Source organism: Lentzea sp. NPDC054927 (assembly GCF_053610285.1).
In genome coordinates this window covers 171,908-185,138 of sequence record NZ_JBSGXZ010000007.1, presented here as the reverse complement: position 1 = coordinate 185,138, position 13,231 = coordinate 171,908, and the positions used below count along the sequence as shown (strand labels likewise).

Genomic DNA, 13,231 nt, shown 5'->3' with positions numbered 1-13,231 from the left:
GAGACAGGGGTGTTCTTGATCAGCTTTAACCAGGCCCGTGCACCGCGTTATGGTCGGGCCTCCACCGTTCGGCGCAGTGGCGGGGGACGTGTGCGATCCGGCGAGTTGCGGGGGAAGATGTTGGCGTGTCCGAGCCGAAGCCGTTGAACCCTACAGAGCAGGACGCTCTGGTTAAGCAGATCGGCCTGACTCTCATGCGGGCCGCCCCGGAAGACTGGCGCAGCGTCATCGCGCAGTACCGGGCCACCGGCCGTTACTTCGAGCTGGAGGCCGAACTGCGGTTGCAGGACGGCACCTCGCGCTCGTGGGCCGTGCCGCAGGACGTGGCCTCGCTGTTCGCGCGGTTGCGTGCCGGCATGCACCGCGAGGGCAGGGGCAGCTGGACGAACGCCCGCTACCAGCTCGATCACCCCTCCAGCTACAACCTCGACTTCGACCGCGCGGAGCCGAGCTGGCAGACGCCTCCTCCGCAGCAGGCGTACTTCGACGAGATGCGGTTCTTCCCGCGGGTCGACGAGAACGTGCCTGACTGGCTGCGTCGCCGGCTGAACCCGCCGACGCCGGTGTTCCGCACGGTCCGCGTCTTCGACGGCGCTGGTCCGGGCGGCCGTCCGTCGGTCAACCGGCCACCGGTGCCGGAGCCCGAGGTCGCGCCGCTGCTCACGTACCTGTCGAACGCCCCGGTCGCCGTGGCCGGACGTGGTTTCGACGCCGACGTGCTGCACCCGGACTCGCCGCCGGTCGTGCCGTCCGGGTTCCAGACCGACGGTGCGTGGATCTGGCCCGCGGGCGTCTCCTACTACCTGCGCAAGTACGGCGTGCCGCCCGAGCCGGAGCTGGTCGAACGCGCTCGTGCCGCCGGTTTCAGCCTGCCGGAGGTCTCCGAGGAGTCCAGGCTCGCCGCCGCCGCGAACCTCGGCGCTCCCGCCGCGCCTCCCGGCACCGTGGTGCCGGTGCCGCCGGCCCTGCCCGTGCCGCCGTCGCCGGAGCCGCAGGTCAAGCAGGAACCCGAGCCCGAACCGGCGTCGGACGAGACGCAGTACGTCACGCCGCCGAAGTTCGACACGCCGCCGAAGTTCGACACGCCGCCGAAGTTCGACGCAGAGCAGGAGCCCGAGGTCGAGGAGTACGACTTCGAGCCGATGTTCCCAGACCAGCAGGCCGTCGAGGTCACCACCGAGCAGCCGCAGGTCGAGCCGGAACCCGAGCCTGAGGACATGGGCGCCACGGTCGCGGTGCCGCTGCCTGGGCCGACCATTGACGGCCCGCCCTACCGGGTGGTCTTCGACTCCGACGGCGTGCCCGACGTCGACGACAGGCGCCTGCGCGACACGTACGGCGCGGGCATGGACCTCTTCGCCCCGCACCCGAGCGAGGTCGAGGAACCGGAGCCGGTCGCAGAGGTCGTCGCCGAGGAGCCGAACGAAACGGACCCCGGCGACGAACAAGATGTCGTGGACGTTGACGACGCACCCGAGATCCCGACCGCCGGGCCGGACGAGCCGGAGCTGCTCACGCACCAGCGCGACGAGGAGCTCACGGACCACCTCGTCGCGGACACCGAGGAACGCCCGCGCGACGCCATGCAGGACACGATGGCGTGGAGCCCGGTCCTCGACGAGCCGCTGGAGAGCCCGGCCGAGGTCACCGAAGAGCATCCGATCGTCCCCGTCGCGGAGGACGGGCCCGACCTGGCCGAGGACGAGATCGAGTCCACGGCGTCGTTCGAGTCCGCGCCGTACGAGCAGGAGTCGTTCAAGCAGGAGCCGTTCGAGCCTGCCGCGTTCGAGCCCTCGCCGTTCGAACCCGAGCCCGCGCCGTTCGAACAGCAGGGCTTCGAGCCCCAGTTCGAGGACAAGCCGCAGTTCGAGAACAAGTTCGGGTCGCCGAAGACCCTCGAACCCGAGGCCGCGCCGGCGCTGCTCGCACCACTGCCGGTCCCGGTACCCGCGCCCGGCCGCGCCGAGGAGACGACCCAGTTCGACGCGGCGCTGTTCAACGAGCCGAAGGTCGAGCACGAGCCGGAACCGGAGCCAGAGCCGGAGCCGGTGAAGCCGCCGCGCCAGGTCACGCAGGAGGAGGACCGCGAACTCGCGGGCACCCGCCGCGCGCTCGACGACCTGAACGTGCCGCACGGCGTGTACCGGATCGGCGAGCCCGCCGATCGCACCTGGACGCTGCGCCTCGACGGCGACAGCTGGGAGGTGTGCTGGTTCGACCACGGCCCGAAGAGCCCCGTGCGGTTCGACAAGGTCGAGGACGCGTCGGCGTACCTGCTCGGCAAGCTGGTGCTGGGCAACTTCCGCACGATCGTGCGTACGCCGCCCCCGCCACCGCAACGGCCGATGAGCAACGGTTTCCGCGAGGAGCCGCGCCGTCCCGTGCCGCCGCAGCGCCCGCCGATGCCCCAGCCGCAGGCCCAGCAGGCACCGGCCCAGCCGGTCCCGCAGGCACCCCCGGCACCGGTCCAGCAGGCGCCGGTCCCTCCGGCGCCACCTCAAGCCGCGCCCACGCAACAGGTCTCGGCCCCCGCGCCGGCACCGATCGCGGCGGCGGTGGCCCAGGAGGAGCCGTCGAAGCGGAAGTTCCCGATCGGTCCACTGGCCGGCGAGCCGCCGCTGACGTTGTTCCGCCACAAGCAGATGTTCGAACTGCCGGCGGGCACCGAGGTCGACCGCTACGGCGACCAGAACGGCAACCTCGTCTACGTCGCGGGCACCCCGTTCCCGGAACGCAGCCTCGTGCCGTCGTGGATCAACCGCCCGTACCGCGTGTACCGGTTGCGCCGCCCGCTCGAGGTGCTCAGCGGCGTCGCGGTGCCGTGGTTCGAGCAGCCCGGTGGCGGAACGGCCTACCTGCTGCCGAAGGCGATCGAGGAGATGGTCGCCGAGGGCGTGCTGGTGGAGATCACGGGATCAGCTGACAACTAGTCCGTAGGCGGCCGCGAAAGCGATCGCCTGCTCGATGTCGATGAGGGCTCCGGCGAGCTTGGCTTGCCGGAGCCCGTTCGCGTCCACCGCCGCCCCGCGCAGGTCCGCGCCCTCCAGCTTGGCGTCGAGCAGCCGCGCGCCGATCAGGTCCGCCTTGCTCAGGTCGGTGTTGCGCAGATCGGCCTCGCTGAGGTTCGTCTCGCGGAACCGCTGCCCGCTCAGCTTCAGGCCGTGCAGCGGCGCTTTCGCGAACGACGCCAACGTGAAGTCCACCTCGGTGAAGGTGATCGGTCGCAGCACGCAGTCGACGAAGTTCGACCCCATGAGGCTGCACGAGGAGAACGACGACCGCGTCAGCACCGTGCGGTCGAACGTGCACTGCCGGAACGCGGTCGCTTGGTGCTTCGACTCGCCGAGGTCCGTCCGGGTGAAGTCGCACCGGGTGAACGTGCATCCCGTCGTGACGAGCTCGCGGAGGTCGGCCTCGGTGAAGTCGCAGTCGGTGAAAGACCGCTTCTCCCAGTGCTGACCGGGCATGACGGCGTCGGCGTAGTCCTCGCCGATCTCTTCGTCGGGGATGTCCACTCTCACACTCTGCCATTGGCCACGTGTTGGTAACGTGCGGGTCGCCGGGCGACCTGCCCGACGTCAACGAGGACCGTCATTCGGGAAGGCTCATGACCCGCACGCCCGTGAACGTCACTGTCACCGGTGCAGCCGGCCAGATCGGCTACGCACTGCTCTTCCGCATCGCTTCCGGCCACCTGCTCGGCCCGGACACCCCGGTCAACCTGCGGCTGCTGGAGATCACCCCCGCGCTGAAGGCCGCCGAGGGCACCGCGATGGAGCTGGACGACTGCGCCTTCCCGCTGCTCAAGGGAATCACGATCACCGACGACGCGAAGACCGCGTTCGACGGCGTGAACGTGGCCCTGCTCGTCGGCGCCCGCCCCCGCACCAAGGGCATGGAGCGCGGCGACCTGCTCGAGGCCAACGGCGGAATCTTCAAGCCGCAGGGTGAGGCGATCAACGCCGGCGCCGCGGACGACGTGAAGGTTCTCGTGGTCGGCAACCCGGCCAACACCAACGCCCTCATCGCCCAGCAGCACGCGCCGGACGTCCCGCGCGAGCGCTTCACCGCGATGACGCGCCTGGACCACAACCGCGCGCTGTCGCAGCTCGCCAAGAAGCTGGGCGTCGCGGTCACCGAGATCGAGAACATGACGATCTGGGGCAACCACTCGGCCACCCAGTACCCGGACCTGTTCCGCGCCAAGGTCGGCGGCAAGACCGCAGCCGAGGCCGTGAACGACCAGGCCTGGCTGGAGAACGACTTCATCCCGACCGTCGCCAAGCGCGGCGCGGCGATCATCGAGGCCCGTGGCGCGTCTTCGGCCGCGTCCGCCGCGAACGCCGCCATCGACCACATCTACGACTGGGTCAACGGCACCGAGTGGACCTCGATGGCGATCCCGTCGGACGGCTCGTACGGCGTGCCCGAGGGCATCATCTCGTCGTTCCCGGTCAAGTGCTCGAACGGCAGCTACGAGATCATCCAGGGCCTGGAGATCGACGAGTTCTCCCGCGGCCGCATCGACGCCTCCGTGGCCGAGCTGGTCGAGGAGCGCGACGCCGTGAAGGGCCTCGGCCTGATCTGAGTTCTTCGTGGCAGTGTGGGGAACGTGCGGATTCCATGGGACGTGCCCCAGCCACAGCTTTCCGATGACGTGCATCCTGCGCTCGCTGACGCCGCCCGTGCGGCGTCAGCGGCGTATGGACGCGCCCGAGCACTGCACACGCGCCTCGAACTCCGCGAAGAAGTGGCGGACGGCGCCGACGGAACACCGACGATGCGCGTCGATCGCATCGTTGAAGACGCGATCCTGGAATCCATCCACCGCAATCGCGTGAACCTTCTGTCCGAGGAAGCCGGGTTCGTCGACAACGGCTCCTCGATCACCCTCGTCATCGACCCGGTCGACGGGTCCGCGAACGCCGCGTTCGGCGTTCCTCTCTCGTGCTTCGCCGGCGCTCTCGTTGAAGACGGCACGGCAAAAGAAGCTCTCACGACGTGGTTCGACACGGGCCGTGCGTGGCATGCGCTGGCAGGTGTTCCGACGTCGTTCCGCACGACCGGACGCACAACGCTGGACGGCGCGTCGGTGTGCTTGATGCGCCCGAAGACAGGCACTCAGGACGCGTGGCTGCGGATCGCGAACCGCGCCGACCGCATCCGGGTGCTGTGCACGACCTGCCTGGAGACGATGCTGGTCGCGGAGGGCACCGTCGACGCGTTCATCGATCCGGGCAGCGACACGCACCGGATCATGGACCTCGCGACGGCGCTGGTCACCGTGCCCGCCGCGGGTGGGGTGCTGCTCGACCTGCACGGGAGGCCGTTCACGTTCGAGCCCGACCTGACCCACCGGTGGTCAGGCGTGGCGGCAGCGACTCCTCAGCTGGCGGAGGAGCTGATCGCGACCGTACTGGGTTAGAGGGTGCCTCTCGGCTCGACGATGCAGTCGGGGCCGGGGAACACGAGGCCTTCGTGGCCGTCGTTGAAGCGGACCAGGTACGGCGGCTGGCCGTCGCTTCCGCGCACTTCGAGGATCTCGCCCAGGCGCTCCTCGAGTCCGATCGAGCGGCTGTGGACGTGGAGCCTGTCACCAACTGTTGCTTGCATGATGCTGCAACACCTCCGGTGTGCGGCGTGAGGCTTGGCGATGAACGCGCTAAAGCCTAGGCCGACACCGGAGGTGCGCAACAGGGCATAACGCACCTTGGGTGGAACATGTGTGAACGCGGATAGGCGTGTGTCGGTCGGCAGCGGGCTGGGGCTGTCGGTGTCGCCCGCTACGGTGGCGCTGAGATGATCACGGTGATCCAGGCGTATCGGTTCGCGCTCGACCCGACCGCAGGGCAGCAGGCGGCCCTGCGGTCGCATTGTGGTGGGCAGCGGTACGCCTTCAACTGGGGCTTGGCGCGGATCAAGGCGAACTTGGATCAGCGTGCCGCCGAGAAGACCTACGACCTCCCCGACAATCAGCTCACGCCGCCAGTGTCGTGGTCGGCCTACTGCCTGCGCAAGGAATGGAATCAGGCCAAAAGCGGGGTCGCGCCGTGGTGGGGTGAGAACTCCAAAGAGGCGTACTCGTCGGGGTTGGCCAACCTGGCCACAGCGCTGACGAACTGGCGGGGTTCCCACACAGGCACGCGGCGTGGCCCGGTGGTGAGGTTTCCGCGGTTCAAGGGCAAGCGGGCCGGGGTGTCGTGCCGGTTCACCACCGGCGCGTTCGGCCTCACGGACGATCGGCGGCACGTGAAGCTGCCCCGCGTCGGCACGGTGCGCACGCACGAGTCCACCCGCAAGCTGGCCCGCCATGTGGAGCGCGGTACAGCTCGTATCCGCTCGGCCACTGTCTCGTGTAGGTCCGGGCGCTGGTTCTGCGCGTTCTCGGTGGAGATCACCCGCACCGACCCGGCGCCCACACGACCAGGCACGGCGGTCGGCGTGGATCTCGGGGTGGCATCGCTCGCGGTGCTGTCCACCGGTGAGATCGTCCCCAACCCGAAGCACCTGGAAGTCGCGCAGCGGGAGTTGCGCCGCCTGCAGCGCCAGGCTGCTCGGCGTACCGGGCCAGACAGGCGCACCGGCCGGGCTCCGTCGAACCGGTGGCGCAAGACACAGGCCCGTATCGCGCGGCTGCACGCGCGGGTCGCGAACGCGCGCCTGGACGGGCTGCACAAGCTCACCACTCGCCTGGTCCGCAGGTTCGGCACGCTCGTGCTGGAAGACCTGCACGTGGCCGGGATGTTGCGCAATCGCCGCCTGGCTCGCCGCGTTGCGGGTGTCTGCATGGGTGAGTTGCGGCGGCAGGTCGGTTACAAGACAGCGTGGGGTGGCGTCCGGCTGGTCGTCGCCGATCGCTGGTATCCGTCCTCGAAGATCTGCTCGGACTGCGGCGCGGCGAAAACCAACCTGCCGCTGCGTGTCCGGGTGTACCACTGCGATGAGTGCGGCCTCGTCCTCCATCGCGACCTCAACGCCGCCCGCAACCTCGCTGCACTTGTCGGCGAGACGGTGGGCGGCACGTCCGCGGCGAGTTGCGCCGGGACGCTAAACACGCCCGATGGAAACCCTTGTCAGCCCCACACCGTGTGGGCAGCGGGTACCGCCACGGGAAGGCCCGCACCAGCTGGTGCGGGCCAACGCCGCCGCCGCAAGGCGACGACTGCCTGAACACCGTGGAACTCACATTCACTTGCAGTTCAGGTAACGGCTCAAGTGCTCATCCGCCGCAAGCCGAGGAAACCTTCGCCACGAGGTCGGCCTTCTTCGTCACCCAGTCCGCCGCGGAGTTGACGTTCTGCATGCCGTTGGCGGCTTCTTCCAGAGCCTTCTTCACCTGCTCGTCAGGCGCGGAGTTCGCGAGGGTCTCGAGCTCCTTCGCCTTGGCCTGAGTGTCCTCCAGCGCCTTCTGCGGGTCGCTCAGGTCCGGCGAGAAGCCCAGCAGCGAGATCGCGTCAGCGCACAGCTTCACCTTGTCCGCAGTGTCGCTGACGCCCTGGATCGTGTCGCACGCCGTCAAGCTGCCCAACGCGATGACAGCCGCAACCAGCGGTCCAACTACGCGCATTCGCTCTCCTCTTGCCCGATGTGTCCGTTTGTGTTGCTTATGACTCTACCGATGCGCTTCTTGATCGACCTGGCGTTGGTAGAGCTTGCGGATGACGTCGTCGATTTCCGGCTCCACGACGGCGAGGTCGTGGACCTCCACCTGCCGCACCACCTGAGTGATCAACTGGGCCGCCGTCATCTCCGCTCTCCTGAACGTGAGGTGGTGTCGCAACCCGTTGGCCTCGCTGCGCACCGCCGTTACTCCAGGGACGTCCGGCGCTGGTCCGGGTTCCCGGAGGTCGATCACGAGCTCGCGTTCCGGGGTGACCTCGGCCCGCAGTTCCTCCAGCGGACCGTCGGCGAGCACCCGGCCGTGGTCGATCACCATCAGCCGCGGGCAGAGGCGCTCGATGTCGTCCAGGTCGTGCGTGGTGAGCAGGAGCGTGGTGCCGCGCCGGACGTTGATGTCCGCCAGGAACTCCCTGAGGCGTTCCTTCGACTCCAGGTCCAGGCCGATGGTGGGTTCGTCGAGCACCAGCAGTTCCGGCGCGTGCAGGAGAGCCGCGGTGATCTCGCCGCGCATCCGTTGCCCCAGCGAGAGCTGCCGCACCGGGGTGATCAGAAGCTCTTGCAGGCCAAGGAGTTCGACGCACTCGTCGAGCCGCGTCCGGTAGTCGTCGGCGGACACGCGGTAGATGGACTTGAGCAGGTCGAAGCTGTCCTGGAGCGGCAGGTCCCACCAGAGCTGGCTGCGCTGGCCGAACACCACGCCGATGCGTTTCGCGAGGTCGCGGCGCTCCTTCGACGGATCCACGCCGTTGACCCTGAGGTGGCCGCTGGTGGGCACCAGGATCCCGGTCAGCATCTTGATCGTCGTGGACTTGCCTGCGCCGTTCGGCCCGACGTACCCGACGGCCTCGCCCGCCTTGACGTCGAAGGTGACGCCGTCGACCGCCGTGACGGTCTTGTAGTTGCGCCGCAAGCCTTTCGACGTGGCGACCTTGAACTCCCTGCGGAGCTCCCTGACCTCGATCATGATCCCGTTCCCCGATAGTGCCTGACCGCGAACCGCCACACGAACCCGGCAACCGCGGCTGCCAGTGCCGCGACGAGCGGTGATGTCCAGCCGACCCAGCCAGGAAGGCCGAGCGGATCTTCTCTGCCGAGCAGCGCGAGGCTCGGGTAGTACGCGACGAACGCCCCCGGCACGATGAACGCCATCACCCAGCGCAGCGGCGCGGAGTAGACGTTGATCGGGTACGAGGTGAAGGCGTTGCTGCCGTAGGTGACCGCGTTGGCGAACTCGCGCCCCTCGACGATCCAGAAGCAGACCGAGCAGGCCACGACCCAGACCGCGCTGTAGATCACCGCGCCGGCGATCGGCGTCAGGATCGTCAGCGCGATCTTCGCCGCCGACCACTCGATCGAGACGTGTGACAACGCGTACGCCATCACTGCGAGCGCGCCGGTGATGCGCCCGATCCTGCGCAACCGGATGTCGGAGCACATGATCTGCGGCAACGTTCCGAGCGGCCGCATCAGCAACACGTCGAAACTGCCGGTGCGGATGTACGTCGGCAGGTTGTCGAGCTGCCCGGCGAACAGGTCCGCGACCCCGAACGCCGCACCCGCGAACGCGTACATCAGCAGCACTTCGTTCTTGGTGAACCCGCCCAGCGCGTTGACCTGGCTGAACAGCACCAGGATGACGATCAGCTCGTAGGACTGCGCCAGCACCTGCGACAGGAAGTCGATCGCGAACGAGGCTCGGTAGGTCAGTTGGCTCTTGAGCCGCGCGCCGATGAGCTTGGGGTAGATGAGGTCAGCCACCCTGCACCACCACCTTGCGCACCGCGCGTTGCAACACGAAGTGCCCGGTCGCGAGCACCACCACGGCCCAGAACGCCTGGTAGAGCAGGAGTTTCGCGGCGCTGCCGTGCCCGAGGAACACGTCGATCGGCGCCTGCAGCAGCGCAGGGAACGGTGACATCCACAGCGCGTCCCTGGCCCACTCGGGGAAGAACGAGATGGGCACCGTCAGCCCGCACAGCAGGCCGGAGGAGACGTTCCAGAACCCGTACACCCCGCGGTTGTCGAGCAGCCAGAACGCGCTGGCCTCCACCAGGAACCGCACCCCGAAGCTGATGACCAGCGCGATCATGGCGCTGAGCAGGAACAGCGGCCACTGCAGCGGGTTCTCCGGGAACTGGAACGGGAACAGCAGCATGCCGAACGCCATCGGCGGCGCGAGCCTCGTCACGAACGCGAAACCGCCGCGCCCGATGTCCTGCGCGAGGAGAGCGCCCTGAAGATGCCACGGCCGATAGAGGTCTACCACTACGTCACCGGATCGCACGCGCTCGGCGAGCTCGTTGTTCCCCCACAACAGGACGAACCCGAGCAGCCCCTGCCCGATCCAGACGTACGTGTTCGTTGCAGCGATGTCGTAGTCCGCGATCTTGCCGTTCGCCGCGGTGATCGCGGCGGAGATGATGGCGAGTCGCAGCAGGCCGAAGACCACGTTCGTGGTCATTCCGGCCAGCATCGCTTGTCGGTAGGTCGAATACCTTCGGAAGCCTGCAATGATCAAATCGGCGTGGACACGCACGTCGTTCTACGTTAGTGACCGTCGCAAGTGGATTTGAACTCGTATCGGCTAGGACCCGAAAGCGCTGGTCACGACCTCGCCCGCCTCGGGCTGCGCGGCGAGGCAGAGGAAGTAGTTGCGGGTGCCGTCCTTGAACCCGACAGCGGTGATCTCCCACCCGGTGGTGTCGACGGTCGGCCGGGTCGCCGCCTTCATCACCTCGGGCGTGCAGACGTTCTTCACCTCGGTGGAGGCCAGCAGCTCGTCGGAGTCGACCGCCGGGATCTCCCCGGACAGCCAGCCGCCGCCGAACGACTCCCAGTAGTGCTCGGTCGAGCAGCTGCCGACCTTCCGCGCCGTGGCCGGCATGCCGCCGATGCTGACGATGCCGCGGAAGCACGTCGACTGGTCGATGCAGAACCCCTTGCCGCACTTCTTGAGGAACGGCGGGATGTCCTCGGCGCCGCCCGGCTGCGTCGTCGCCGGTCCAGGGCCTTGGGCACCTGCCTTTTCGCCGCCGAGGAAGTTCCACGCGAGCACACCCGCGCCGATCGCCACGACAAGTCCGGCGGCGGCGACCAACGGCCAGATCTTGCGCTTCCGCGGCGGGGGAGTGACCGGGACGGTGGGTTGCCGCATCGGATCGCGCAGCTCGTCGCGAAGCTGCGCGGCGCTCGGCGTGCGCAGGTTCGCGTCCGGGTGCAGGGCCCGCGCCAGGATGTCGTGCAGCGCCGGCGGCACCCCGTCGACGGCGTTGATCGGCCTGCGCAGGATCTCGCCGAGCTGGTCGAAGCTGCTGATCGGCCACGGCACCGGACGCGGCGGTTTGCCGGCGAGCAACGTGTAGAGCGTCGCGGCGAGCGAGTAGACGTCGGCCTGCGGCGTGGGCTCCGCCATCGCGAACGCTTCCGGCGGCGCGTAGCTGGGGCTCAGGGCGTCACGCGTGACCGTGCTGCCGCCCTGCGCGTCCAGCAGCGCCGCGAGCCCGAAGTCGGCCAGCTTCGGCGTGCCGTAGCGGTCGACGAGGATGTTGCCGGGCTTGATGTCCCGGTGCAGCACGCCTTCCTGATGTGCCGCGGCCAGTGCGTCCGCGAGCTTGATGCCGAGATCCCGCACCTGCTCGTGGTGCAACGGCCCGCGCGCGTCCAGCTGGTCCGCGAGCGACCCGCCCGTGCACAGCTCCATGACCATGTACGGCGTGCCCTGGGCGGTGATGTTCGCGTCGTGCACCCCGACGACGTGCGGATGCCCGGACAACTTGGCCGCCGCGTGCGCCTCCCGGAGGAACCTCCTCCTGTCGCGCTCGTCGACCAGCACCCGGTTGTCGATCTTCACCGCGACGTCCCGGCCGAGCTGTGCCTGGTGGGCGCGGTAGACGGTGGCGAAACCGCCTGCGCCCAAGGGTCTCAGGTCGGACAGGCCGGGAATGCGGGGTGCGGTCACGCGCGGCAGCATAGTTCCGCACCCCGACAATTCCCCTTTAGGCCGTGCAGTTCAGCGAACCTTGGCGCAGCGCGTGGCCGCTGGTGTTGTCGTCGTCCGCCCACAGCACGACTTTCTTGCCGTTGACGCAGCTCGGCGAGATCGCAAAGCCTTCGAGGTTCACGTTCGGCAGCTTGGACGGCCGGTCGTACGTTGCCGTGACCTTGAACTTCCCGTCGCTGATCGCGAGCGTGGTGGCCCTGCCGCTGCAGTTGCTGTCACAGGTGGCCCAGAGCCGGTTGTTCTCGAACTCCAGATCCATCACCTGCGCCTGCCCGCCGGCGAACTTCGCGACCAGCTTCGCCCCGCTGTCCTGCAACGCGTACAGGAAGATCCCACCAGTCGCCTCGAGCCCGACCGCGAACAACCCGCTCCCGTGGGCCGGGTAGTCGGCGGGGTTGTACAGCTTCCCGGTGTCGTCCTTGAACTTCTGGGCGGTGAGGAAGGAGTCCGGCACCCACGAAATGGCCTCGGGCCCGTCGTTGGGGTCGACCGACGGCATCCCGGGCAACTTCCACTCCGCCGCGGCGTTGCTGCCGCTGCCGACCTTCAGCACCATCGGCGCACTGACGTCACCGTTGTCGTTGTCCCGCTCCGTGACGACGAAGAGCCCGTCCGGCGTGCTCACAACCCCTTCGGCATCAGGGTCGCCCTGCCCGTTCTTGAACCGCAGCGACCGCTTCTGGTCGACCTTCCAAGCACTGCCGTTCGGCACGAGCCGGTACAGCGTCGACGGCCCGTTCTTCACCGCCCACACCACACCGGCGCTCTCGAACGACAACCCGCTGAGGTTCTTGCCGAAGACGTTCGTGGCGTCCGCCGTCCTGGTGGCGGAGTCGCCAGGCCACGTCGTGGCAGCGCCGGCAGAGCCGACCGTCAGACCCAGCGCGAGGACCGTGAAAACGCCAATTGCCTTGATGCGCAACGTGCACCGCCCCTTCTCTCACGAGGCAAGATCGCACCTCGTTCGGGCTGGCGGCGGACGTCCAGTGGACCAGACGGTGAACCTCGGACGCTACTTCGCCTTGGCGGCGGCCTTCGCGGCCTTCTTGAAGTCCCGCACCTCGAGCAACGACTTCTGATCGGTCACATCAGCCACGCTACGTCGGCTTCCTTCATCGCCGTAGTGCCCAGCGGCCGCACGCCACCCGTCCGGCGTGATGCCGAACTGTTTGCCCAAAAGTGCCAGGAAGATCTTGGCCTTCTGGTCCCCGAATCCCGGCAACGCCTTGAGCCGCTTGAACACCGCGGCCCCGTCCCCGTCGGCCCAGATCCGCGTGACGTCCCCGTCGTACTGCTCGACCACGAACTGCGACAGCGCCTGCACCCGCTTGGCCATGCTGCCGGGGAACCGGTGCACGGCGGGCGGCGTGGCCATGATCGTGGCGAAGGCCTCGGGGTCGGCCTCGGCGATGCGGTGCACGTCCAGGCCGTCCATGCGGTCGGCGAGGACCTTGGGGCCGGAGAACGCCTTCTCCATCGGGATCTGCTGGTCCAGCAGCATTCCGGTGAGCAGGGCGAACATGTCCGACGCGAGGAGTGCGTCCGCGTCGGGGTTCTGCGCGAGGCACAACGTGCGATTCATGTGGGGGATGGTGTCACGTGACCCGCATC

General features: G+C 68.5%; 13 protein-coding genes. 4 read left to right on the top strand and 9 right to left on the bottom strand.

Features of this window, described 5'->3' with window-relative positions:
- Positions 1-125 precede the first annotated feature (125 nt).
- Positions 126-2,930, top strand: a complete 2,805-nt coding sequence (locus tag ACWGE0_RS14140) for a TNT domain-containing protein (RefSeq protein WP_452261306.1) — start codon at positions 126-128, stop codon at positions 2,928-2,930.
- Here ACWGE0_RS14140 and ACWGE0_RS14135 read toward each other — a convergent pair.
- Positions 2,916-3,467: a pentapeptide repeat-containing protein gene (locus tag ACWGE0_RS14135; protein ID WP_452261399.1), complete on the bottom strand. Its 552-nt coding sequence runs from the start codon at positions 3,465-3,467 to the stop codon at positions 2,916-2,918. The two genes, ACWGE0_RS14140 and ACWGE0_RS14135, sit on opposite strands and share 15 nt — an antisense overlap.
- Before the next feature lie 140 nt (positions 3,468-3,607).
- Between ACWGE0_RS14135 and ACWGE0_RS14130 the strand changes: the two genes are divergently transcribed.
- A complete protein-coding gene (locus tag ACWGE0_RS14130) occupies positions 3,608-4,588 on the top strand; it encodes a malate dehydrogenase (RefSeq protein WP_452261305.1) in 981 nt (326 codons plus the stop codon).
- Positions 4,589-4,612: 24 nt separating this feature from the next.
- The gene (locus ACWGE0_RS14125; RefSeq protein ID WP_452261304.1) at positions 4,613-5,425 is read left to right on the top strand and encodes an inositol monophosphatase family protein; all 813 of its coding nucleotides are present in this window, start codon (positions 4,613-4,615) and stop codon (positions 5,423-5,425) included.
- Here the strand turns inward: ACWGE0_RS14125 and ACWGE0_RS14120 are convergent.
- Positions 5,422-5,613 (bottom strand): DUF1918 domain-containing protein, encoded by a 192-nt coding sequence (locus ACWGE0_RS14120; protein WP_319967477.1) that lies wholly within the window; start codon positions 5,611-5,613, stop codon positions 5,422-5,424. The two genes, ACWGE0_RS14125 and ACWGE0_RS14120, sit on opposite strands and share 4 nt — an antisense overlap.
- A 186-nt stretch (positions 5,614-5,799) precedes the next feature.
- On the opposite strand from ACWGE0_RS14120, the gene tnpB reads away from it, so the two are divergent.
- Positions 5,800-7,170 (top strand): IS607 family element RNA-guided endonuclease TnpB, encoded by a 1,371-nt coding sequence (tnpB, locus tag ACWGE0_RS14115; RefSeq protein ID WP_452261303.1) that lies wholly within the window; start codon positions 5,800-5,802, stop codon positions 7,168-7,170.
- A gap of 49 nt (positions 7,171-7,219) precedes the next feature.
- Here tnpB and ACWGE0_RS14110 read toward each other — a convergent pair whose 3' ends face one another.
- The 7 genes from ACWGE0_RS14110 to ACWGE0_RS14080 form a co-directional block, all read right to left on the bottom strand.
- Positions 7,220-7,567 (bottom strand): bacteriophage spanin2 family protein, encoded by a 348-nt coding sequence (locus ACWGE0_RS14110; RefSeq protein WP_452261302.1) that lies wholly within the window; start codon positions 7,565-7,567, stop codon positions 7,220-7,222.
- A 45-nt stretch (positions 7,568-7,612) separates the two neighbouring features.
- Positions 7,613-8,584 (bottom strand): ABC transporter ATP-binding protein, encoded by a 972-nt coding sequence (locus tag ACWGE0_RS14105; RefSeq protein ID WP_452261301.1) that lies wholly within the window; start codon positions 8,582-8,584, stop codon positions 7,613-7,615.
- Positions 8,581-9,378, bottom strand: coding sequence for an ABC transporter permease (locus ACWGE0_RS14100; protein WP_452261300.1), 798 nt, complete (start codon positions 9,376-9,378; stop codon positions 8,581-8,583). Before ACWGE0_RS14100 ends, ACWGE0_RS14105 begins: the two co-directional genes overlap by 4 nt.
- Positions 9,371-10,081, bottom strand: coding sequence for an ABC transporter permease (locus tag ACWGE0_RS14095; RefSeq protein WP_452261299.1), 711 nt, complete (start codon positions 10,079-10,081; stop codon positions 9,371-9,373). Before ACWGE0_RS14095 ends, ACWGE0_RS14100 begins: the two co-directional genes overlap by 8 nt.
- 123 nt (positions 10,082-10,204) lie before the next feature.
- On the bottom strand, positions 10,205-11,578 hold the full coding sequence (locus tag ACWGE0_RS14090; protein ID WP_452261298.1) for a serine/threonine-protein kinase: 1,374 nt from the start codon (positions 11,576-11,578) through the stop codon (positions 10,205-10,207).
- A 37-nt stretch (positions 11,579-11,615) separates the two neighbouring features.
- Positions 11,616-12,542: a hypothetical protein gene (locus ACWGE0_RS14085; RefSeq protein ID WP_452261297.1), complete on the bottom strand. Its 927-nt coding sequence runs from the start codon at positions 12,540-12,542 to the stop codon at positions 11,616-11,618.
- 90 nt (positions 12,543-12,632) lie between these two features.
- Positions 12,633-13,202 (bottom strand): HhH-GPD-type base excision DNA repair protein, encoded by a 570-nt coding sequence (locus ACWGE0_RS14080; protein ID WP_452261296.1) that lies wholly within the window; start codon positions 13,200-13,202, stop codon positions 12,633-12,635.
- Positions 13,203-13,231 lie beyond the last annotated feature (29 nt).